Annotated in this window: 17 protein-coding genes; 4 read left to right on the top strand and 13 right to left on the bottom strand. The window is 48.7% G+C overall.

Features of this window, described 5'->3' with window-relative positions:
• Positions 1-95: 95 nt before the first annotated feature.
• Positions 96-806, bottom strand: a complete 711-nt coding sequence (locus ACTHTY_RS00950) for a hypothetical protein (protein ID WP_308881459.1) — start codon at positions 804-806, stop codon at positions 96-98.
• Between the two features lie 72 nt (positions 807-878).
• Positions 879-1412, bottom strand: coding sequence for a ribosome biogenesis factor YjgA (gene yjgA, locus ACTHTY_RS00945; RefSeq protein WP_308881460.1), 534 nt, complete (start codon positions 1410-1412; stop codon positions 879-881).
• Positions 1413-1536: 124 nt separating this feature from the next.
• On the opposite strand from yjgA, the gene pmbA reads away from it, so the two are divergent.
• The 3 genes from pmbA (at position 1537) to ACTHTY_RS00930 (ending at position 4789) form a co-directional block, all read left to right on the top strand.
• Positions 1537-2868: a metalloprotease PmbA gene (gene pmbA, locus ACTHTY_RS00940; protein WP_440366180.1), complete on the top strand. Its 1332-nt coding sequence runs from the start codon at positions 1537-1539 to the stop codon at positions 2866-2868.
• Between the two features lie 87 nt (positions 2869-2955).
• Positions 2956-4125 carry a glycosyltransferase gene (locus ACTHTY_RS00935; protein WP_440366179.1) on the top strand — a complete coding sequence of 390 codons (1170 nt, stop codon included), beginning with the start codon at positions 2956-2958 and terminating at the stop codon, positions 4123-4125.
• A 154-nt stretch (positions 4126-4279) separates the two neighbouring features.
• Positions 4280-4789, top strand: a complete 510-nt coding sequence (locus tag ACTHTY_RS00930; protein WP_440366178.1) for a cold-shock protein — start codon at positions 4280-4282, stop codon at positions 4787-4789.
• 93 nt (positions 4790-4882) lie between these two features.
• Here ACTHTY_RS00930 and smc read toward each other — a convergent pair whose 3' ends face one another.
• The gene (smc, locus tag ACTHTY_RS00925; protein ID WP_440366177.1) at positions 4883-8368 is read right to left on the bottom strand and encodes a chromosome segregation protein SMC; all 3486 of its coding nucleotides are present in this window, start codon (positions 8366-8368) and stop codon (positions 4883-4885) included.
• A gap of 134 nt (positions 8369-8502) precedes the next feature.
• Entirely contained in the window at positions 8503-9297 is a 795-nt protein-coding gene (locus tag ACTHTY_RS00920) for a thymidylate synthase (RefSeq protein WP_049348902.1), read from the bottom strand.
• 412 nt (positions 9298-9709) lie between these two features.
• Between ACTHTY_RS00920 and gdhA the strand changes: the two genes are divergently transcribed.
• A complete protein-coding gene (gene gdhA / locus ACTHTY_RS00915; protein WP_440366176.1) occupies positions 9710-11044 on the top strand; it encodes an NADP-specific glutamate dehydrogenase in 1335 nt (444 codons plus the stop codon).
• Positions 11045-11112: 68 nt separating this feature from the next.
• Here the strand turns inward: gdhA and recG are convergent, their stop codons facing one another.
• The 9 genes from recG to ACTHTY_RS00870 form a co-directional block, all read right to left on the bottom strand.
• Positions 11113-13152 carry an ATP-dependent DNA helicase RecG gene (recG, locus tag ACTHTY_RS00910; protein ID WP_440366466.1) on the bottom strand — a complete coding sequence of 680 codons (2040 nt, stop codon included), beginning with the start codon at positions 13150-13152 and terminating at the stop codon, positions 11113-11115.
• A gap of 249 nt (positions 13153-13401) precedes the next feature.
• Positions 13402-16446: a TonB-dependent siderophore receptor gene (locus ACTHTY_RS00905; RefSeq protein ID WP_440366465.1), complete on the bottom strand. Its 3045-nt coding sequence runs from the start codon at positions 16444-16446 to the stop codon at positions 13402-13404.
• Between the two features lie 374 nt (positions 16447-16820).
• On the bottom strand, positions 16821-17771 hold the full coding sequence (locus ACTHTY_RS00900; RefSeq protein WP_440366175.1) for an IS110 family transposase: 951 nt from the start codon (positions 17769-17771) through the stop codon (positions 16821-16823).
• A 555-nt stretch (positions 17772-18326) separates the two neighbouring features.
• Positions 18327-19493 carry a zonular occludens toxin family protein gene (locus tag ACTHTY_RS00895; RefSeq protein WP_440366174.1) on the bottom strand — a complete coding sequence of 389 codons (1167 nt, stop codon included), beginning with the start codon at positions 19491-19493 and terminating at the stop codon, positions 18327-18329.
• Positions 19494-19520: 27 nt separating this feature from the next.
• On the bottom strand, positions 19521-19799 hold the full coding sequence (locus ACTHTY_RS00890; protein ID WP_049336921.1) for a DUF2523 domain-containing protein: 279 nt from the start codon (positions 19797-19799) through the stop codon (positions 19521-19523).
• A gap of 1 nt (position 19800) precedes the next feature.
• Positions 19801-21597 carry an IgG-binding virulence factor TspB family protein gene (locus tag ACTHTY_RS00885; protein WP_440366173.1) on the bottom strand — a complete coding sequence of 599 codons (1797 nt, stop codon included), beginning with the start codon at positions 21595-21597 and terminating at the stop codon, positions 19801-19803.
• A 15-nt stretch (positions 21598-21612) separates the two neighbouring features.
• Positions 21613-21915 carry a hypothetical protein gene (locus ACTHTY_RS00880; RefSeq protein WP_070646395.1) on the bottom strand — a complete coding sequence of 101 codons (303 nt, stop codon included), beginning with the start codon at positions 21913-21915 and terminating at the stop codon, positions 21613-21615.
• A gap of 8 nt (positions 21916-21923) precedes the next feature.
• The gene (locus ACTHTY_RS00875; protein WP_049336932.1) at positions 21924-22154 is read right to left on the bottom strand and encodes a hypothetical protein; all 231 of its coding nucleotides are present in this window, start codon (positions 22152-22154) and stop codon (positions 21924-21926) included.
• 84 nt (positions 22155-22238) lie between these two features.
• On the bottom strand, positions 22239-22442 hold the full coding sequence (locus tag ACTHTY_RS00870; protein ID WP_049336678.1) for a hypothetical protein: 204 nt from the start codon (positions 22440-22442) through the stop codon (positions 22239-22241).
• Positions 22443-22452: the final 10 nt, after the last annotated feature.

Raw genomic sequence — 22452 nt, 5'->3', positions numbered from 1 at the left:
AAATAGAGAGAAAATTAATATATTTTTGAAGCGTTTATTTTAAGGTGGGGAAGGCCGTCTGAAACCTGCAATCCGTTTTCAGACGGCCTTGAATATTATTTGCGTGAAGCATCGATAATTTCACTGACTACGACATAGGGGACTGCTATCACTGCGCCGACTGCATCCAAAGCCAATGTGAATGGCGTTTGCAGGATATTCTCCGTCAACTTCTGAACGTCAGTGCTTTTTTTGGTTTCCGTATAATAAATTCTGACCGGAACGGCAGTGTCAAAACGGCGGTCTTCGGCAACATTTTTCGGCGTTGCGTAATAATGACCTTCGGTAGAAATACACCGCGTGTAGACAGTTTTGTCATCGAGTTCGACCGGCTTGAATGCCAACTGTTTCAACTTAGCAATCTCGGCAGCTTTTTGAGTATCGTAACGCAGGCAGAATTTTGAGCGGAAAGTTTGCGCTTCAGGGGATTTCAATTCGACCGGCAAAGCCTTATACACATATCTTGGATTTTGCTGAACCATTTGAAACTGTTTGTCCAATTTAACATCCAAGACCGCCTTCAACTTGGTCGAATCTCTAGGATTAACAACAAACCAATATTTTTTGCCCATCATAACCAAGCTGCCTGTTTTCAATTGCGTATTGTCTTTGGCAACCACGCCAAATGCTTGAATATTGTCTTTGGCAACGGTTTTTTCGGTTGTGGTTTTATGGAACGGGTTGTTCTCTCCCCAAAGAAAGACAGTACAACCATTCAGGGTTAGTGCACTGATTAACAAGGCAGGTACAAAGTGGCGAAATTTCATGGTCATCCTCCTTCGGCATTACGATACAGGCCGTCTGAAAACCGCAATCCGTTTTCAGACGGCCTTAAGGGTTTATTCTTCCCAATCCTGCCCTTCTTCTGAAGCATCGGATTGACCGGCCTCCATCACTGCTTTAATTTCTTGGAACAGCGCGCGGAAGTTTTTCGGCGGTTTGTTTTGTTCCTGCTCTTTTTTGGTGTTGCGGATCAAGGTACGCAATTTGCCGGCATCGGCTTGCGGAAAATCGGCCATAAATTGGGTAATCGCACCATCGTCTGCCAACAGTCGGGTACGCGCCTGCTCGACGCGTTGCAAAAAGGCATTGTGTGCCGTATTGTCGCCACGCAGTTTGGCCAAATAGGCTTCGATGGGCGCAGGGTCGGTATCGCGCATCAGGCGGCCGATAAATTGGGCTTGGCGTTTGAGCGCACTGTTGGACGTGATTTTTTTATAGGTAACGATGGCCTCGAACAGCTCTTCGTCCAAGCCGATTTTTTTCAGCGTATCGCTGGAAAGCTTGGTCAATTCCATACCCAAAGCCTGCAAATCGTTCATCTGCTTTTTCATTTGGGTTTTGCTGACCCATTCGTCTTCTTGTTCAAACATTGTGTTTCCCTGATTTTCTTAATCTGCCTATTTTATCAGTTTTCAGACGGCCTTTCCGTGCGATTTTTGCAGAGGCCGTCTGAAACGGTTAAAATGCCGCAAAACCCTGTCAGGAAACCTTTTTATGCTGTTTAACCACACACCGGACGAGCTGTTGCGCTTGTGCGGACACACGCTGGATTTGGCCAAACAATCCGGCGCCACCTCGGCCGAAGCCGATTTCAGCGAGTCACTCGGTCAAAGCGTCAGCGTGCGCTTGGGCGAAATCGAACAAATCGAGTTCCAACAAGACAAATCTTTAGACATTACGGTCTATGTCGGCCAACGCAAAGGCCGAGCCAGCACTGCCGACTTCTCCGAACGAGCACTGCAAGATACGGTCAAAGCCGCCATCGATATTGCGCGCTATACCGCCGAAGACGATTGCGCCGGTCTTGCCGACGCTGCCTTGATGGCAACCCATATCGGCGACCTCGACCGCTACCATGAATGGGATTTGAGTACCGAATCCGCCATCGATTTGGCCAAGCAATGCGAACAGGCCGCGCTGTCAACGGACAAACGCATTGAAAATTCCGAAGGTGCATCGGTTCATACCGGCCATTACCAATACGTCTACGGCAACACTCACGGCTTTGCCGCACACCAGCAAAGCACGCACCACAGCATTTCTTGCAGCGTGGTCGCCAGCGACGAACACGGCATGCAGCGCGACTATTGGTATGATTCTTCCTGCCGTCACGAAGACATGGACGCGCCCGAACTCATCGGCCAAACCGCAGCCGAACGGACTTTACGTCGTCTGGACAGCCGCAGCGTTCCGACCGGCAACTATCCCGTACTGTTCGACACCACTGTCGCCGTCGGCTTAATCGGCCACCTTATCGGCGCACTCAGCGGCGGCGCGCTCTACCGCCAAAGCAGCTTCCTGATTGACAGCATCGGCAAACAGGTGCTGCCCGAGTTTCTCAGCCTTCGTGAAGAGCCGCATATCCTGCGCTCGTTCCGCAGCACTTATTTCGATGCCGAAGGCGTCGCCACGCAGCCACGTTTTGTAGTAAAAGACGGCGTCGTCGAAGGCTATTTCCTCAGCAGTTACAGCGCGAAAAAACTCGGTATGCAGACAACGGGCAACGCCGGCGGCGCGCACAATCTGTATCTGAACCACACCCACGCCACGCAGGCCGACCTGTTGAAAGAAATGGGGACAGGTTTGCTGGTTACCGAATTGATGGGACAAGGCGTCAACACCATTACCGGCGACTACTCGCGCGGCGCGGCCGGATTTTGGGTGGAAAACGGCGTCATTGCCTATCCGGTTCAGGAAATCACCATTGCCGGACGTTTGCAGGATATGTACCGCGACATCACCGGCGTGGCAGACGATGCATTACGCCGTTCGTCCAACCAAATCGGCTCCGTCTTGGTTTCCAAAATGACGGTTGCCGGCAACTAATTGAACTAAATATACAAAAGGCCGTCTGAAAGATATCTTTTCTTTTCAGACGGCCTCGCCGTTATCTACTTCCATAAAAAACACATCATGCATATTGTCGTCATCCCCTCTTGGTACCCCTCTTCCGAAACCGATGTGGACGGAATCTTTTTCCGCCTCCAAGCCCAAGCCCTGCAACGCGAAGGCATGAAAATCGGCATGGTCGTACCCATGTTCCGCTACTTGAGAAGTCAGCCGAAAACCATCTTCTCACGCTTCTACGGCCTACGCCGCCATCAACAAGGCGGACTCAATACTTACGCCTACGACAGCATGTATTTCTTCCCGCGCTGTCCGGTTGTCGATATCGACCGCATCCGCTGGATCAACGCAGGCATGAAAGCTTTTGAAGCCTATATCGCCGACAACGGCAAACCCGACGTAATTCACGCCCATTGCGTCAACTACGCCGCCATTTTGGCCTGCGCCATCTTCAAAAAATACGGCATTCCCTATGTGATTACCGAACACAGCAGCGCCATTTCACGCGGCCTTGTCCGCAAAAACCAATGGCCGTCCATGCACGAAGCCGTGCGCCACAGCGCGGCCCGGTTCGCCGTCAGCCGTGATTTCTGCCGCATTCTCGAAAAAACCTACGCCGGTACAGACTGGCAATACCTGCCCAATATGCTGGGCGGCAATTTTGAACAGGATTTCGAGTTCCCCGAAAAAAACAATCAAGACTTCACCTTCTGCAGCGTTTCCCACCTGCGCCACCTCAAAGGCCACGACCTGCTCCTGCCTGCTTTTGCCGAAGCACTCAAAACCTATCCGCAGCTCAAACTCAAAATCGGCGGCGGCGGCGTAGAAGAAGGCCGTCTGAAACAACTGGCAAGCGACTTGGGCATCAACCACGCCGTTACCTTTACCGGCGCATTAACCACCGACCAAACCCTAGACCTCATGCGCCACAGCAACGCATTCGTCCTCGCCAGCCGTACCGAGACCTTCGGCGTCGTCTATATCGAAGCACTGTCGCAAGGTTTGCCCGTTATCGCCACACGTTGCGGCGGCCCCGAATCCATCGTCACATCCGACAACGGCCTGCTGGTGCCAATCGAAAACATACTGGAACTGACCAAAGCATTGCTCACCCTCTACGAAAACCATGCACAATACGATCCCGTCCGCTTGCGCCAAGATTGCCTGCAACAATTCGGCAGCCGTGCCATTGCGCAACATCTGATCGACACCTTCCAAAAAGTGCTTAATAAGTAAGCGTAAACCATACAGGCCGTCTGAAGGATTTCAGACGGCCTGGCCGCTTCCAACAAGATAAATCTAGTGTAAAATTAAGACAATAACTAAACTTTTTGATTTAAAATCAGTCAAAGGAAAAACTGTTACCTATAATAATATCCCCACATACATTATGCGCTATTACGGAACGATTACTCGCTGGAACAGCAAGCGCGGCTTTGGAGCCGCTACCATAGAAGACACAGGCCAAGAAATCTTTCTTGCCCTTGCCGCCTTTACCACCCTTACCCGCCTTCCGGCCGAAGGGCAACACATCTCCTTCAACATCACAGAAGGCCGACGCGGCCGCAAAGAAGCCGAAAACGTCTGCTTCGCCCTCGATTGCGCCGACTGCTTTGATGTCCTCGTCCCTCCCCCCGAAAAACCCCTCGCCGGCAAACAAGCCATCGTCGGTCTGATCGCCGTTATCTTCGTCTGCAGCATTTTCGCCGCCTTGTGGTATGGCCTCCACTTTTCCGACAACACACTGGAAGAGCCGGCCGTCAAAAAACAAGAAACCATGGTTCACGAAGTAGCCGCCAAAATCGAAGCCGAACGCAAAGCATGGCGCGATGCCGTCAATGGCAGCAACCAACGCTCGAGGCAGCCCCAACGCGCCAAAGATAATACTTCAAAACAATAACGCTGTATCCAATACAAAAAGGCCGTCTGAAAAAATGGGGAGATGAAATTATAGATTTCTTCCTCATTCTTTCAAACGGCCTTTGTTCTTACCTCAATTCGGCTCTGCCATTTCCAACGCCTGTTTAATGTCCACGGCGACGACGCGCGATACGCCTTTTTCCTGCATGGTTACGCCGACGAGCTGCTCTGCCATTTCCATGGTCAGGCGGTTGTGGGAGATGTAGAGGAACTGGGTTTGTGCCGACATTTCTTTGACCAGGTTGCAGAAACGCGAGGTGTTGGCGTCGTCCAGCGGGGCGTCGACTTCGTCCAGAAGGCAGAAGGGGGCGGGGTTGAGGCTGAACAGGGCGAACACGAGGCTCATGGCGGTGAGGGCTTTTTCGCCGCCGGAGAGGAGGTGGATGGTGCTGTTTTTCTTGCCGGGTGGGCGCGCCATGATGGACACGCCGGCGGTCAGGAGGTCGTCGCCTATCATTTTGAGGGTGGCTTCGCCGCCGCCGAACAGGGTCGGGAAGAAGGTTTGGACTTTGCCGTTGACGGCGTCGAAGGTTTCTTTGAAGCGCGCTTTGGTTTTGTCGTCGATTTGGGCGATGGCTTCTTCCAAAAGCGCGATGGCAGCCTGCACGTCTTCACTCTGGCTGCGGTAGTAGCCGTCGCGTTCGCGCGCTTCTTCGAGTTCTTGCAGGGCGGCGAGGTTGACGGCGCCGAGGGCTTCGATTTGTTGCGAGAGGCTGCCGATACTGCTGTTCAATACTTTCGGCGATTCTTTCGCCAACACTTCGAGCGCATCCAAATCGGCGGCGCGTTCGGTCAGGTTTTGATGGTAACGTTTGGCGTTGATCAGGGCTTCCTGCTGCTGCAACAGGGCAGTTTGGGTGGCTGCCTGAAGCTGCGGCAGCTTGGTTTGCAGGGTTTGTACGCGGGTGTATTGCTCCCTGCCCTGCTCCTGAATCTGCGCGAGTTTTTCCTGCACGGCGATGTATTCTTCGTCCAGCGTGTGCACGGCTTCGGTCAGCTCGTCGAGCTTGATGTGCTGCTCGTCGTTTTGAAACTCGGTTTCATAGGCGAGGGCAAGCTCTTGCTGGCGTTCCTGCCAATCTAGGGTTTGCTGTTCGAGTCGGGCGATTTGCTGCTGGTAGTTTTGTTTTTGCTGGTTGAGCTTGTGAACGGCAACTTCGGCCAATCCATACTGGCGGTTTGCTTCCAACAGGGCAAGCTGCGCCTGTTTCAGACGGCCTTGCTGCTCTTGGCGGCGGTGCGCGGCGGTTTGCTGTTGGTGTTCAAGTTCGGCGGCGGCTTCCTGTAAAGTAACAATGTCGTCTGCAAGGCCGTCTGAAGTATGTTGCAACACAGTCTGCTCTTCCGCCAACTGCGCCAGTTCGCGCTCGATGTGTTCGCGGCGGATTTGCCCTTGGTTGGTGCGCGCCAGAAGTTCGGCGGCGCGTTGCTGCGCTTGGCTGTATTGGCGCGTGTGCTGCTGTTGCTGCTGCATCAGGTTTTTATGTTGCACTTCAGACGAGCGCACGGCGGCTTCCGCCTGTTTGAACACGGCTTCGGCGGCGGAGAGTTCGGGGGCGAGGTTTTCCAGTTCGGACGCGATACCGTCGAGGCGCGCTTTTTGGGCAATCAGGCTTTCCTGCGCGGGTTTGGCATAGAGCAGGACGCTGACTTTGTCGACCTGATGGCCTTCAGGCGTGAGCCAGATTTGGTGTGCGCCCAAATCGCTTTGATGCGCGAGGGCGTAGCTCAAATCGGGCGCGCACAATACGCCGTCGAGCCAGTGGTGCAACGCCGTCTGAAACGGCGGCTGCGCTTGGATTTGGTTCAGCAATGCCTGTACGGGCAGGGATTTTTTGATGCCGCCGGAGAGGTCGTCTGGAAGCCATGCCGCCTGCCCTTGTGGCAATGGCGTGGGCGGAACGAAGCCGTGCGGCACGCTACGGGCGTGCAGACATTCAGCAAGGATGACGGACAAGGCGTGTTGCCACTCGGCGGGGGCGGTGATGTGTTGCCATAGCTGCGGCGCGGCGGCGTGGTCGGTTGCCTGCCAGAAGTCGGCGGCTTCCTGCTGTTGCGACAGGATTTGCGACAACGCCTGCTGCTGCGCCTGCAAGGTGATGTGTTGCTGCTTCAGGCTTTGGAAGCGGTTTGAGGCCGTCTGAAACACTTCACGTGCGGCGTGTAAGGCTTCTTCGGCGGCGATGATTTGTTCTTCGTAATGCTCTTGCTGGCTTTGCAACAAAGCGGCGGCTTCCTGCGCGGCGGCGGTTTCGGCTTCGTCGGGCAGGTTCAGGGCTTGGGTTTCCTGTTTCAGACGACCTTTACGCTCTTCATGCTTGGCAATCGTTTGTTCAGCATGGGCAAGCTGCTGCTGTTTCAACGCCAGTTCGCGGCGGATGCGGTTTGCCTCGTCCTGCTGGGTTTGGAAGGCGGCGTTGAGCGTGGCTTGGGCTTCTTCCAATTCGGGCAGACGCTCTTCGTGTTCGGCAACCTGCATCGCCCATTCCGCCAATTCGGTTTGCTTTTCTTCGACGTATAACTCGTTTTCTTCCAGCTTGACGCGGATTTGCTGCTGCTCTTGATGGATGCGTTGCAACTGCGCCTGCGCCGCCTGCTTGTCGCGTTCGATGCGTTGGTGCAGGTTTTGCTGATGGCGGATTTGTTCTTCCAAACGGGCAATCTGCTCGCGCAACACGCCGCGTTTGTTGCTCAATTCATGCACCGCCTGCTGCTGCGACTGCTCGGCGGTCTGCAAGGCGTGTACTTCGTCGTTTAACGCCTGAACCTGCGCGGCGGTTTCGTCCTGCTGCGCCTGCAAAGACTGATGTTGCGCGGTCGCCTTATCTGCGGCGGCAAGCGATTGCTGCCATTGGGCGTAATCAAGCAAATCCTGTTGTTGGTTCAACTGTGCGGTCAGGGATTTGTAGCGTTCGGCGGTTTCTGCTTGTTTCTCCAGCTTCTCCACCTGACGCGCCAACTCGTTCTGCAAATCTCCCAAACGCTGCAAATGCTCGCGCGTGTCTTTCAGACGGCCTTCCGTCTCCTTGCGGCGTTCCTTATATTTGGACACGCCCGCCGCTTCCTCGATATAGGCGCGTAACTCCTCCGGCCGCGCTTCGATGATGCGCGAAATCATCCCCTGCTCGATAACGGCATAACCGCGCGCGCCCACGCCCGTACCTAAAAACAAATCGGTAATGTCTCGGCGGCGCACAGTCTGATTGTTGATGAAATAAGTCGATTCGCCCTGACGCGTCAGCTGCCGCTTGATGCTCACCTCGGCATACTGCCCCCACGCCCCCTGCAAACAGTGGTCACTGTTGTCAAACACCAGCTCCACCGAAGCCCTCGGCGCAGGACGGCGCGTCGCCGCACCGTTAAAAATCACGTCCTGCATACTCTCGCCACGAAGCTGCTTCGCCGAAGCCTCGCCCAACACCCAGCGCACCGCGTCAATCACATTCGACTTGCCGCAGCCGTTCGGCCCGATAACCGCAACAAGCTGCCCCGGCACATGAATCGTGGTCGGGTCGGTAAAAGATTTGAAGCCGGAGAGTTTGATGTGGGTGAGGCGCATGGCAATGTTTCGAATCGGAAAAAAAGGCGTATTTTAACGGAAATACGCTTATCCGTTGAGAGAAAATCTGACAACTCAAATCAAATAAAAAGGCCGTCTGAAGTTTCAGACGGCCTTTTTATTTTTAACTTGAATTACACCGATACGGCTGCTTTGATGTGCGGATGCGGATCATAGCCTTCCAGCTCGAAGTCTTCAAATTTGAAGGCAAACAAGTCTTTGACTTCAGGGTTGATTTTCATGGTCGGTAGGCTTCGGAAATCGCGGCTTAATTGCAGTTGGGCCTGCTCGATATGGTTGCTGTACAAATGCGCATCGCCAAACGTATGGATAAATTCACCGGCTTCCAGTCCGCACACTTGCGCCATCATCATGGTCAACAATGCGTAGCTGGCGATGTTGAACGGTACGCCAAGGAAAATATCGGCGCTGCGTTGGTAAAGCTGGCAAGACAGTTTGCCGTTGGCAACGTAAAACTGAAACAGCGCATGGCAAGGCGGCAAGGCCATTTCGTCGACCAAAGCGGGATTCCATGCCGATACAATCAGACGGCGCGAGTCGGGATTTTTCTTGATTTGTTCCACCACGTTGGCAATTTGGTCGATATGGCGGCCGTCGGGTGCGGGCCAGCTGCGCCATTGGTAGCCGTAAACTGGGCCTAAATCCCCGTTTTCGTCCGCCCATTCGTCCCAAATGGAAACGTTGTTGTCTTTCAGGTATTTGATGTTGGTATCGCCTTTGAGAAACCAAAGCAGCTCATGAATAATCGAGCGCAGATGCAGTTTTTTGGTGGTCAACAGCGGAAAGCCTTCACTCAAATCAAAACGCATTTGGTAACCGAACACAGAACGCGTGCCGGTGCCGGTACGGTCGGATTTGTCGATACCATTGTCGAGGACATGGCGCATAAGGTCGTGATAGGCTTTCATGTGTTTCCTTAATGTATGTGTTGTGGGAATTTCTTGTGTATTGTACCGAATTTTCAGACGGCCTGCCTCTCTGTCTTCAAGGGGGCGACCTTCCCCATATTCACGTAGTACACTCATTAACAATGTTGACAATTTAGCGCTAATTTACACAAATTTTGAGCTGAATTAAATTTTTACAAAAAATTTTTAAACATTTTCTAGTTTAATTACTTAGCACTTTATTTTTTTATTACTTATTTGATGAAATATTTTTAGATATTTTTAATTAAATTTAAAATATAATTCTATTTTTACAAATTAGTAAAAAAAGAATGTCAACAATCTGGGTAAAATTTTTCTTGGCAAGTAAAATTTTTACAGCTATATTTCAAAACATAAATATTGAAATATCTCACTCAATAGGAGTAGAAAAATGACCGACCTGAACACTCTATTTACCAATCTCAAACAACGCAACCCCAACCAAGAACCCTTCCATCAAGCCGTTGAAGAAGTATTCATGAGTTTGGATCCGTTTTTGGCAAAAAACCCGAAATATACCCAACAAAGCCTGCTTGAGCGTATTGTTGAACCGGAGCGTGTGATTATGTTCCGCGTCACTTGGATGGACGACAAAGGCCAAGTCCAAGTCAACCGCGGCTACCGCATCCAAATGAATTCTGCCATCGGCCCTTACAAAGGCGGCTTGCGCTTCCACCCTACCGTCGATTTGGGCGTGTTGAAATTCCTCGCTTTTGAACAAGTCTTCAAAAACGCGCTGACCACCCTGCCTATGGGCGGCGGCAAAGGCGGTTCCGACTTTGACCCTAAAGGCAAATCCGATGCCGAAGTAATGCGCTTCTGCCAAGCCTTTATGACCGAACTCTACCGACACATCGGCGCCGACACCGACGTCCCTGCCGGCGACATCGGCGTAGGCGGCCGCGAAATCGGCTATCTGTTCGGCCAATACAAAAAAATCAGCAACGAATTTGCATCCGTCCTGACCGGCAAAGGCCTCGAATGGGGCGGCAGCCTGATTCGTCCTGAAGCCACCGGCTACGGCTGCGTGTATTTCGCCCAAGCCATGTTGGAAACCCGCAACGACAGCATCGAAGGCAAACGCGTGTTGATTTCCGGCTCCGGCAACGTGGCGCAATACGCTGCCGAAAAAGCCATCCAACTGGGTGCAAAAGTATTGACCGTTTCCGACTCCAACGGCTTTGTCCTCTTCCCTGACAGCGGTATGACCGAAGCGCAACTGGCCGCTTTGATCGAACTGAAAGAAGTACGCCGCGAACGCGTGGCCACTTATGCAAAAGAACAAGGCCTGCAATACTTTGAAAACCAAAAACCGTGGAACATCGCAGCCGAAGTCGCCCTGCCTTGCGCCACCCAAAACGAATTGGATGCAGATGCCGCCAAAATCCTGTTGGCAAACGGTTGCTATGTGGTTGCAGAAGGTGCGAACATGCCGTCAACTTTGGGCGCAGTCGAACAATTTATCAAAGCCGGCATCCTCTACGCTCCGGGCAAAGCGTCCAACGCCGGCGGCGTAGCGACTTCAGGTTTGGAAATGAGTCAAAACGCCATCCGCCTGTCTTGGACTCGTGAAGAAGTCGACCAACGCCTGTTCGACATCATGCACAACATCCACGAATCCTGCCTGAAATACGGCAAAGTCGGCGACAAAGTGAACTACGTCAATGGTGCGAACATTGCCGGCTTCGTCAAAGTTGCCGATGCCATGTTGGCGCAAGGCTTCTAAACCCCTACCCAGCCAAACCAAAGGCCGTCTGAAATCTTTCAGACGGCCTTTTTCTTTTAAAGCAAACCTTATACGCCCAAATAACCTTCCCTGCTGGAAAGCCATCTTGCCAAATGCGCTTCGACGATTTCAGGGTTTTGTTCAATCAGCAAAGGGGCGATTTCGCGTGCCTGTTCCAAAAGGTGCAGGTCTTCTTCGAGGTTGGCAAAACGCAGCATGGGGACTCCGCTTTGACGCGCGCCGAGAAATTCGCCCGGGCCGCGGATGTTGAGGTCTTGGCGGGCGATTTCGAAGCCGTCGGTGTGTTCGTAGATGACTTTCAACCGCGCTTTAGCAAGTTCGCTTAAAGGTTCGGCAAACAGGAGGACGCACACGCTTTCTGCCGCGCCGCGCCCTACCCGCCCGCGTAATTGATGCAGCTGCGCCAAGCCCATGCGCTCGGCGTGTTCGATAACCATCAGGGCGGCGTTGGGCACATCTACGCCGACTTCGATGACGGTGGTGGCAACCAAGACGTTCAGACGGCCTGCGACAAATTCCGCCATGACTTCGGCTTTTTCGGTAGCCTTCATGCGCCCGTGTACCAAGCCGATGTTGAGTTCGGGCAATGCCGCCTGAAGCTGCTCTAGGGTTTCGGTCGCGGTTTGCAGTTGCAAGGTTTCGCTTTCTTCAATCAGCGGGCAGACCCAGTATGCCTGCTGCCCTTTGCGGCAGATGTTGAGAACGAAGCCTTCGACTTCGGCGCGGCGGATGTTGTTGACGAGGCGGGTTTTAATCGGGGTGCGCCCGGGCGGCAACTGGTCGATGACGGACACGTCCAAGTCGGCGAAGAAACTCATGGCGAGCGTGCGCGGGATAGGCGTGGCGGACATCATCAGCTGGTGGACGTCGCGCCCTTTGTTTTTGAGGGCGAGACGTTGGGCGACGCCGAAGCGGTGTTGTTCGTCCACAATCACCAAGCCGAGATTTTGGAACTCGACGTCGTCTGAAAACAGGGCGTGCGTTCCGACGGCGATTTTGACGGTGCCGTCTGCGAGTTTGGCTTTGGCTTCGTCTTTGGCTTTTTTGCGCTGACTTCCGGAAAGCCAGACGACTTCGAGTCCTAAAGGTTCGAGCCATTGTTTGAACTTGATAAAGTGCTGTTCGGCAAGGATTTCGGTCGGCGCCATCACGGCCGCCTGCGCACCGGATTCGATGGCGGTCAGCGCGGACAAGGCGGCGACGATGGTTTTGCCGCTGCCGACATCGCCTTGCAGCAGGCGGTGCATGGGGTGGGTTTGCGCCATATCGCGGCGGATTTCGGACACGACTCTTTCTTGGGCATCAGTCAGGGCAAACGGCAAGGCGTGGCGCAGGGCTTGGGTCAGCGTGCCGTCGCCGCCCAATGCCGCCGCCGTACCGCTGACACGCTTCTGCCGCGCCAGCCGCATGGAAAGCTGTTGCGCCAAAAGTTCGTCGAATTTGAGCCGCTGCCATGCGGGCAGCGTGCCGTCAGAAAGCTGGTGGATGGTGAAACTCGGCGGCGGCGAATGCAAAAGGCGTAGGCTTTCGGCAAGGTGTGGCAATTTCAAACGGCCTAATAAAGCATCAGGCAAGGTATCGTGTAGCGGAGTAACGTCCAAGGCCGTCTGAATAATACGGCGCAGAGTGGGTTGATTCAAACCGTTTACAGTCGGATAAATCGGCGTGAGGCTTTCCGCCAAACCACTGCTCTCGGCATCGCGGATTTTGGGATGAATCATCTCGTCGCCGTAAAACCCGTGTTTGATTTCGCCCACTGCGCGGATGCGTTTGCCTGCCGCCATCTGTTTCTGATTGCTGGCGTAAAAGTGGATGAAGCGCAGAAAAAGGACGCTGCCGGAACCGTCGGCGATTTGGACAATCAGCTGTTTGCGTGGCTTAAAAGTTACTTCCTGATGGATGACCTCGCCCTCGACCTGACACGGCATGCCGATCGGCGCGTCCTTAATCGGCATGATGTGCGTCTCGTCCTCGTAACGCAACGGCAAGTGCAACACCAAATCCCATGCAGTATGGAGGTTGAGCTTGTCGAGCTTCTTGGCGGAAACGTCGGTGATTTTGAGCTGTTTTTGGGTTTCGGGCGTCATCTTAAAAGGCAGCTGATTGAAAGTTTGCTGTATTTTATCTGAAAACAAAAAAGCCGTCTGAACGCAATGTTTCAGACGGCCTTCAAAGCTGAATACTTGAAACAAATGAATATTTGAAAATACGCCGGCTATCGAATCAACTTCAGCCATTGTTAGAAAACAGCTTTCAAAAAAGAAGGATGTTCAATCCATACTTTTATCAGGAATTTTGCCAATAATGTTCACATACCAAATAATGATCCATTCACTCTAGAAATGCCAATCCAATTTCAGTTTGACTGTCCGCGGTTCGCCATAGAAATTGTTTTGACCTCGCGTACGGTTGTAGTTGTTTTCAAAATACGTCCTGTCAGCCAGGTTCGTTCCTATCAGGCTGATTCTGCCGTGTTTGTGAAAGTCATATTGAACAAAGCCATCTATAAGTCCGTAGCCTCCTTGGCGAATATTGTAAAGGCTACTTGTGCGACTTTGCGCGGATATTCCGCCACCCAAGGTCAATTTAGTTTGAGGCAAGCGGTAGCTTGTACCGAGGCGGAACATATGTACCGGCGTGAAGTTACTGAAGTTATACGGGTCGGCAGTCGTGTTTTTCTCCAACCGCTCCGCATTGACTTCTGCAGCATTTTTATACTTACTTTTGTTATATGTGTAGCCAACAAAAATACGCCAGTTTTCCGACAATTCGCCAGCCAATTCAAGTTCTGCGCCACTACTCTTAACCTTACCCACAGGTTTGGCGATGGTTTGGAATGAACCTCCGTTACGACCAGTATCGGGAACAAATCCGAAATCGACAACGGTTCGGTTTTTCTGCTGTAAAACAAATAAGGCAAGCGAAGCATTCAGACGGCCTTGCAAGAACGACCCTTTCCAACCTATTTCATAGTTAGTCCCGATGAGTGGTGGAAGAACGGATTTGCTGGTTACATCAACGTTATCCTGTTGTTTAAAAATCTTAGTATAGCTGGCATACAAGCTTTGTTGCGGTGTCAGGTCGTAGGTAATGCCTGCATATGGCGTAAACCGATGACTTTGCATTTTTGAGGTGTAGTGTTCTTTGTCGATTTTATTACTGCTCTCAGTTTGAAATGCCGTAGCAGGCTGGCCGTAGCGTACAGGCATTTCTTTGGCTTGTGTGGTTTCATAGCGCGTATAGTGCATACCGCCCAAGAGATGCAAACGGTTGGTTGCATTAAAGCGGGTACTGAAAGTCAAAGAATGTGTTTTATTCGTGTTAAGGTATTTCGAATAATTGTATAACGCCGGAACATGATCATCTGCAACCTGAACAGTTTTCCACAGCGGCGTTTTCAGATATTGGTTTGCCCATTTCAAATTCCCCTCTTCATCCCGCTCCTGTATTTTGTTTCCATTTGCATCCAATTCGTAAACAGGATCTTGCACCATTACGCGCTCACCATTGTCGTTGACTGTCCAGACAGGCTTGCCCTCAGCATCCAAACGGGGAGTATATTTGGTAACATGCGCGCCACTGCATTCCGGCACATAGATTTTGTTATTACCTTTTTCGTTATAAATATGCCAATCTGGTTCGACAATGCCTTTTTCTAAAGGATTACGCTCCGGACCATCGGGATGAATGCCGCAACTGCCTGCACCTGCATAACCTTGAGGACGGACAAAATAACGGTTTTGATATATTTCTGTATAAGCAGAACGGATTTTTTCATTGTTATACGCATAGCCGACAAAGAAATCATGTTCACGTCCAAGCAAGCGGTAGTTACCTGTCAGATCCAGCTTAAAGCCCCATTGCACATCGTGTTTGGTATAGTGCAACGGCATGAAGTTGTAACGGCGGTTGTATGTGTGGCGAAGATTGTATGCTGAGTCGTATAGACGGTTGGGAAACAAACCTTCTGCATTGTTAATAATGCCTTGCTTTGCAAGCTCCTTATCAACAAACTCTTTTTTATCTACTTCTACACCAGGATCCTGCCAGTCGTTGCACAGGAAATCCAAACCAATGTCCTGCATACATTGATCAAAACCTGCCCGACGTGCTGCCGCCCTTTGGGAGCGATATTGTTCAAAAGCAGATGCATCGAAATGATGGGCAACGTAATCTGCTTTTTTCTCTTCATATGTCTTAGTGACGCCATCACGATATTCTTTTAATTTTGCCAACGCCTTGTCTTTAGGCTCAAAAGGGATCACCTCTCCCTTTTCAGTTAGGAAACCTGTTGCCGCAGATGCTGAAATACCTGCCGCGTGTTCGTTTTTCAGAAAAAATTGTCCGACTTTGGCATCTGAATCATTACGCGTATAAGAAATTTCGGCATTAAGTTGCCATCCATTGTCAAAAACATGTTTGAAACCGGAAAAAATATTGTATTTATCAGCATTTAGGCGTGACCATGAGGTTTCACCCAAATAAGTATTACGTGGCAATTTCAAAGGATTGTTACAAGCAGGACTGGAGCTGAAGGCCGCAGTTTTTTGATCCTCACAAGGTAAAATCACGCCGGCAAAATCGGGAATATCTTTATTTTTCTGATAAGTACCACCCAAAGTCAGCATACTGTTATCACTCAAATCCGTATCGATCACGCCATAAACCATGTCTTTCTTGTTCCATACACCCTCTTTAAAAGAACGGTGGTCCTCATGAACACCAACCAGCCTACCGCGTACCGTATGTTCATTATTCAAGCTTCCAGATACATCCAAAGCTAAACGCTTGCTGCCCCTATGGTCAGTGCTGATTTCACCTGTATGCTTAAACAGAGCTGTTGGCCGCTTACGGATTAAATTAATGGTTCCACCCGGTTCGGAATTGGACTGAGTAAGACCGGTTGCACCTCTGACAACCTCAATGTGATCATAAACAGCCAGGTCTGTACTGGGTGAGACATCGATTTTTGCCGTATAGCCCGAACGTCCAGACACATTAGTGGTAATACCGTCTTCACCAATCTGATCAACATAGAAACCACGAGACAAAAAACGAGTTTGTAGGCCCGAATCGCGAACCACGTTAATTCCCGTAGTGTTTTTCATTGCATCTTCTAAAGAATATATTGCTTTATCATCTAGCTGCCGACGCGTCATTACGCTCACCGACTGCGGTGTATCCTTGCCTGAAATACGCAAGCCAGTCGCCGTTGCCATCGTTCCGATTGTATAAGACTGACTGCGCTCGGTATTCCTTTGTGCCTGCCGTTTGCCGCTGACCTTGACCGTATCCATGTCTACATGCTCCACTTCTTGATGTCCTGTATCTGCAAAAACAGTTTGGCAAGGCAGCACCAATAACAAACAAATTGTTTTCATTTGAAAATCAGGTTTCACAACTATTTCCTTAATTAATAGAATCTACTTACTGGATAAAATTCTAATTCATTGATTTTAAATGGTATATAAACCTATAAAAATTAAAAATATTATCGTAATGATAAACGATATCATTATATACTTATTACATTAATATATGAACTTTTTATTATAGATTTTTCTTATGTCCTAATTTTCAAATAAAAAAGATAGTGTATTTCACAGTCAAATAAATTTACATTTCTTAAAATTGCAACAATACGCACCCTGATTTGTTCAGGGTGTTTTGTTTGATATTAAATGGTTTTTCGTTTTATTTTTTTATTTATTTTTCAGTAAATTAAAAATCGCCGGCGAAAGCCTGGTTTAATTTTTCATTTATATCTTTCCGGCTCAAAATCTTGACCGTTATTTAATAAGTTGAAAGCTATCACGGCAAGTTTGCGCATGATGGCTATCAGTATGAGTTTTATGGGCTTTCCTTTGGCTTTTAATCTGTTTACGAAACTGGAAAAGACGTTACAGCGATAAGCAACTACGGCGGGCATATACAGGCTTTTTCTGATGTCGGCATTGCCGATTTTCGATATTCGGCTTTTGCCGTTTACGCTGCTTCCTGATTGGTTTTTGCGTGGGTCTAAACCGAGATAGGCAGTAAACTGCTTTTGGTTGGAGAAAGGGTGTCTTTTGTAGGCGGAAAGCAATACTGCTGCGCTTTGTTCCCCTATGCCCGTAATGGTCTTTAGGCGTTTGCGTTGCGTATTGTAATCGGGATGAGACTTGTAGAACTGGAGCAGTTGCTTTTTGATGTCACGGATTTGGCTGCTCAGATTTTCAATGGTGATTTTGATATGCGGGGCAATGTAGTCGGGTGCTTCGTGCAGTTTGGTGGTTTCGGTCGCACGTTGTTGTTTGAGATGGTCTAAATATCGGGCGAGTTCTTGGAGCTGTTTCTGTTCTTGTGCCGGCGGTATCCATGCTTTCAGTTTGTGTTTCCGGTCTTGGCAGTATTGTGCGATTAGTCTTGCATCTTGCTTGTCGGTTTTACTTCGTTGAAGTTCGGCTATGGCATACCCTTTTATTCTTCGCGGATTCTCGACCGTAACGGTGTAATGCTGATGTAAATAATGGGCTAGCGGTTCGTAATATGTTCCGGTGGCTTCGCAGCAGCAATGCAGCTCTGAAGTCATTTGATGAAATTTTAGCCAGTCTGTAAGTAGTTGGAATCCTTTCGGGTTGTTGCTGAATCTCTTTTCATGGTTTTGGCCGTCTGAAATGAGACAGCAATCTATTGTGAGTTTTGATACGTCTATGCCTAAGTACATGTGTTTTACCTTATGAATTCGGGTTGCGCCCTAGATAGTGTTCAAACTTCAGATGTACGAAAGCCCACGCTTCTATCTTTTTTACAAGCTATGGCTTTGGCCGTGCTTTCGAAGTCGTGGGCTTTACTTGGTGTTTCGTCAAACGCCAAGCCCTGAAAATGCTGGTTTCACGTTCAGGGCTTGAAGCTTATCGTGTGCTTGCCTTCGGCGACATTCGCCATGTGGCAGGGGTTGGCGCAAAAAACCGCCCCAACCCTTGCTAATAGCGTTTTTGGGTGGGCTAGCGTCAAGGGGTATCCAAAAAGTTTTATAAAGGCAAAAAACGCGCCTTTACAAAACTTTCTGGACGTCCTCCCCCTGACTTGTGTTCAAGTAAGTGGGTGGATTAGGGGCGTTTAATTTATAAAAATATTAACACTGCAAAAATTAAAACAAGGGCTATTGAAAAACCTATCAAAGCTTCTTTAAAAAAGACTTTAAATATAGACATTCCATATTTTTTATGCAAATGAACTATGGCGTAAAGTATTAATCCACCAACTACTATATCAAAAATCATATCCCAACCTTTGCCCCTTGATTACTTAACGATTTTTCTTCGTATCCGTCATACATCAAATTTTGCGGACTCTTTCCACCCATTGTCAAGACTTGAGGCGTTTCGTGCTGCGCCTTTGGTGCTTCCGTTGCCGCCGATTCGGGCTGTTTTGTCTTGTAGGGGTTAAAGGGCAGGCCGTCATTTACATATTGGACACAGGTTTTTTTGCTGATCTCTTTTATTTTTGTGCCTTGATCGGTATAGCAGTTACAGCCTTTTTCGGATTTGATGCAGGCAGACGGCCACGGCATGGCTTTAAAGGCTTTGTTCATGCTGTCGTAGATCGGGGCGGTTTCGGGACGCTCTGCTATTCTTGGTTCGTAGTCTTGCTGTGTGATATAGGGCTTTTCTTCCTCTTTTTCGGTTGTTTTCGGCTCTTGTTGGGGATATTGGCCGCTTTGTTCAATTTGGGGTTGTGCCGTTTGTGTGTTTTGTACTGTTTGGTTACTGTCTGTTTCGGTTGTTTTTTTGACCTCTATCGGTTTTGATATGTCTTTATAACTGCCATATGCAATAAACATGCTGAATATAATTACTATAAGAACCAAAGGCAAAATAAATATCACTTTACTTCGTTTGGTTTTGATTTTTGTGTGTTCTTCGGCCGATTTGTAAACGCCAAATGCTTTTTTATCGAGTTTATAAACGCTTTTAACGCCGTTTGCTATATCGCCGTTTGCTTCGGGATTGGCACATCTTTCCCATTCGACCATACGCCGAACGCCTAGGCTGGTTTTGCCGATATGGCAATGATGACCTATCAGGCTTCTGACGTTGGCATCTATAAGCCGTGGGTGTTGTGTCAATAAAAAAATGTCTATGCCTTTATGTCGGTGTGTTTCAAGTTCGGCGACATAATCGGGGACTTTTGAACCGCTTGGGCGTGGACGGAATACGCGTTGACACTCATCAATCACGAGGATCGCGCCAGTAGGTGCCCATTTGTGCCACGTCTGCATGGTTTCGCCTTCAGGGATCGGCAGATTGGGGATGATTTGGCCGTCAACTTCGGGAATTCCATCAAGATAAAGCGGACGGTTTTTTAAATCGTCTCTTGTCATCAAGTCCGAGATCATTTTTAATGTTTTGCCCGAACCAGGTACGCCTGTTATCAGATACAACATTTTTTATCTCCTTTTTAATTATCTGTTTTATTTTTTTGACATAACTGCCGAGAGTTTGGCAAAAGATTTAAGCGATGCAATAAATGCGAAAGTGCCAAATATCCAATTAAGACACACTCCCATGCCTGTTATATAAAGTATTTGTAAGGCATCATCAGATATACCGCCTATTTGATTTGTTACATAGCTTAATAACTGCTGTTGCAGTTCGTTTGCCCCTACATAAGTTACAAACGACAGACCAAATGCGGCCATGATTTTTCCTGCTACGGTTGTCAATACGGCAGTTAACAATTTACTCCACATGTTACAACTCCTTGACTGCCGACCATGCCGCCCAGCTACAACTTATCATGCATATTAAAACCAAAATTGGCCTGATTTTTCGGGCAATGTCGCAAATTGTGTCATAACCCATCTCAAAACGTCCGAACAGTCCAAAATCAAATGATTGTGGCTTTGGACAAACGCCATCTGTCTGAAAGTGTTCCAACGGTTTCAAAGTACCTATATCTTGATCGTTTTGAGGAATGTTTAGATCTTTTTCTTCTGCGTTGCCCAAATCTGCACACGCTGCGATATTTGGAAACAGCGAACATAAGTTATTTTCTTGCTGTTTTGGCGTAGGAGTGTTCGGACTATTCGGCTCATTTGGAGTATTGGGAGAATTAGGGCTATTTGGTGCGTTTGGCGTGTCTGGACTCTCCTGTCTGCTCGGTGTTGTCTTTTCGGGCTTATTCGGTGCTTCTGGACTGTTTGGCTTTAAATCTGGACGTGGCACATAATCAACGCCCACAGTACCATCTTGATTCATTTTGAATCTTGTTTGTTGAGGGGTGCTACTGCCTTCAGGGGTATATGGCGCACTAAGTGCTGTATCAGGGCTAAATGTGCTTGGCTCGGCAGATTGATTCATAACGCCCATTTTTGCCAGTTGGTTCATCAACTCGGCATGGTTTGTCTGATTGTTTTCAAGCATACGTTTAAGAATGTCTAACATTTCTTTTTGTGTCAGCATGAAATCTTCAGGTTTTACTTGGCTTTCATTTTGTGCAATTTTCTGTTTTTCTGATTCGGGAACTGTGCCTTCTTTATAAGATTTCCAGCGAATAAAAACAAGCCTATCAGACGGAGTACTTACTTTAATATTTGATGGGGATGCTCCACCTAAATCAATATTGTAGGATGATACAAATTGGCGCATATATGGAGGCGTATTGTTTAAAGTATTACGATCAGAACCACTTATTCCATAACCGTCTCGAGCATAGATAACATAGTTTTGATATGACCCATCAACTTCTACTATTAATTGATACTTGAATAATCCTTTCTTTTTTGCTTCTTCGTCTTTCTTTTGTTCTTCTTTCTTCTGTTGGTCTTGTTGTTGCGCTTTTTGTGCTGCTTCTGCTGCTTTTTTAGCTGCTGCTTCAGCTACTGCTTTTTGATAGTTGCCTTGTGCTTCTGCTTCGCGTTGGGCAGCATAAAATCTTTCTGCTGCATCTCTAAATTGTTGCGGTGATGGATTATTTACTAACCCTAAAGAGCGCCCTAAATTCACAATGGATTCTGGCAATCCGCCAAATAAGTTATTACCGAAATCTCCTAAAGCAAGAACTGAACCTTCAAACGCTGACTGATAATTCCCAGCTCTTAATTGAGTTGCTACATATGAGCCATTTTTACTTAACGCATTTGCAGCCGATGACCCAACCCATACACCCGTAGCAGTTTTTTGAATCGCGCTTGTACCGACTCTTTGATTAACAGTCGTGTTCATCGTGCCAGTTTCGCCATAGCGACCTGTAACCGTTACGGTTTTTCCTTGGCTACCATTAATATTTCCGCCATTTTTAGTTACTGTCGGTTTGCCGTTATTTTGTACATCAACTTTCCAAATGCCTGTTTTTGGATCGTATCCGCGACGTTGCAAGGCTTGGTCACTCGGAAAGCCTGCGTTTTGATGTTGTACAGGGGGAGGAAGGCCGACTTCTGCAAACGCTGTTAACGGGCTTAAAACTTGCGCGCCAAAACATACAAGCACAAGCAGGCGACTGCGTAAGGCGAAACGCCGAGAATAAAATAAACTTCGGGTATCATTCATTTTTCCTTTTCCCTTTTATTCGTCATTTTGCATATTGGCCAGTTTTACGACTTTTAAGCAAACTACGACAATAAATAAACCTATAAAAGCAAGTAGCATAGACTGTCCCAACTCTCTGCCCTGATCATAAAAATCTTGATTATTGCACTGAGGAAAGTTGAGTTTTACTTGATTTCCGTGATATTCCCATGCCGAACCAATAAAAACAGGGTGATTTAACACCCCGTCTTTATCGATTGTCGGTATGACTTGGGACATCACATGATTTTGAGCTTCTATCTGCGTTCCATAACAGATTTGGCCTACTCGATATCCCATATCAAACCTTATGCTTTATTGATCACGCGTTTAACCAGACCAATTGACACGATAGCAATCGCAATGCCTACAACAACAACGCCGAATGCGACAATACCTGTTTTGAGAGCGCCAATTTCTGTAGAGGCGGTATCGAGCAAGTTTGTATCTGCCAATGCTTGATTAGCCAAAGCCAGAGGAGCAGCGGCAACAACGGCCAGTTTTGCGCCGTATTTACGGCAAGTGTTCATCAATTTCATGATGTTTTCCTTTACGAAATGTTTAAAAAATATGTTTGCGGGCTATGTGAAGGTTTTAGAGACCGCCCGCCGAGCCTCTTAAACTTAATCTTCTTTTGTATAAAAACTGAAAATTAAAAATTCTCCGCCGATTTCTTCAATCGCCGAACTGAAAGCATCTTCATAGCTTTCATATTGACCGGCAGATTTAATATTGGGCGTAAAGCCAATATCGCCGAATGGATCGGGATAGATGAATTCATGATTTTCGAGTTCTTGAACAATAAATTTTTGCTGATACTTACTCATGATTCAGCCT

Source organism: Neisseria sp. P0019.S002 (assembly GCF_051957155.1).
Classification (GTDB): domain Bacteria; phylum Pseudomonadota; class Gammaproteobacteria; order Burkholderiales; family Neisseriaceae; genus Neisseria; species Neisseria perflava.
Note: the sequence above shows the minus strand (reverse complement) of the source record. Positions and strands in the feature narration are given on the sequence as shown.

Bases quoted from the DNA above. Each gene is read 5' to 3' on its own strand.
- ACTHTY_RS00950 (WP_308881459.1), bottom strand. From the start codon at position 806: ATGAAATTTCGCCACTTTGTACCTGCCTTGTTAATCAGTGCACTAACC.
- yjgA (WP_308881460.1), bottom strand. From the start codon at position 1,412: ATGTTTGAACAAGAAGACGAATGGGTCAGCAAAACCCAAATGAAAAAG.
- pmbA (WP_440366180.1), top strand. From the start codon at position 1,537: ATGCTGTTTAACCACACACCGGACGAGCTGTTGCGCTTGTGCGGACAC.
- ACTHTY_RS00935 (WP_440366179.1), top strand. From the start codon at position 2,956: ATGCATATTGTCGTCATCCCCTCTTGGTACCCCTCTTCCGAAACCGAT.
- ACTHTY_RS00930 (WP_440366178.1), top strand. From the start codon at position 4,280: ATGCGCTATTACGGAACGATTACTCGCTGGAACAGCAAGCGCGGCTTT.
- smc (WP_440366177.1), bottom strand. From the start codon at position 8,368: ATGCGCCTCACCCACATCAAACTCTCCGGCTTCAAATCTTTTACCGAC.
- ACTHTY_RS00920 (WP_049348902.1), bottom strand. From the start codon at position 9,297: ATGAAAGCCTATCACGACCTTATGCGCCATGTCCTCGACAATGGTATC.
- gdhA (WP_440366176.1), top strand. From the start codon at position 9,710: ATGACCGACCTGAACACTCTATTTACCAATCTCAAACAACGCAACCCC.
- recG (WP_440366466.1), bottom strand. From the start codon at position 13,152: ATGACGCCCGAAACCCAAAAACAGCTCAAAATCACCGACGTTTCCGCC.
- ACTHTY_RS00905 (WP_440366465.1), bottom strand. From the start codon at position 16,446: ATGAAAACAATTTGTTTGTTATTGGTGCTGCCTTGCCAAACTGTTTTT.
- ACTHTY_RS00900 (WP_440366175.1), bottom strand. From the start codon at position 17,771: ATGTACTTAGGCATAGACGTATCAAAACTCACAATAGATTGCTGTCTC.
- ACTHTY_RS00895 (WP_440366174.1), bottom strand. From the start codon at position 19,493: ATGTTGTATCTGATAACAGGCGTACCTGGTTCGGGCAAAACATTAAAA.
- ACTHTY_RS00890 (WP_049336921.1), bottom strand. From the start codon at position 19,799: ATGTGGAGTAAATTGTTAACTGCCGTATTGACAACCGTAGCAGGAAAA.
- ACTHTY_RS00885 (WP_440366173.1), bottom strand. From the start codon at position 21,597: ATGAATGATACCCGAAGTTTATTTTATTCTCGGCGTTTCGCCTTACGC.
- ACTHTY_RS00880 (WP_070646395.1), bottom strand. From the start codon at position 21,915: ATGGGATATCGAGTAGGCCAAATCTGTTATGGAACGCAGATAGAAGCT.
- ACTHTY_RS00875 (WP_049336932.1), bottom strand. From the start codon at position 22,154: ATGAAATTGATGAACACTTGCCGTAAATACGGCGCAAAACTGGCCGTT.
- ACTHTY_RS00870 (WP_049336678.1), bottom strand. From the start codon at position 22,442: ATGAGTAAGTATCAGCAAAAATTTATTGTTCAAGAACTCGAAAATCAT.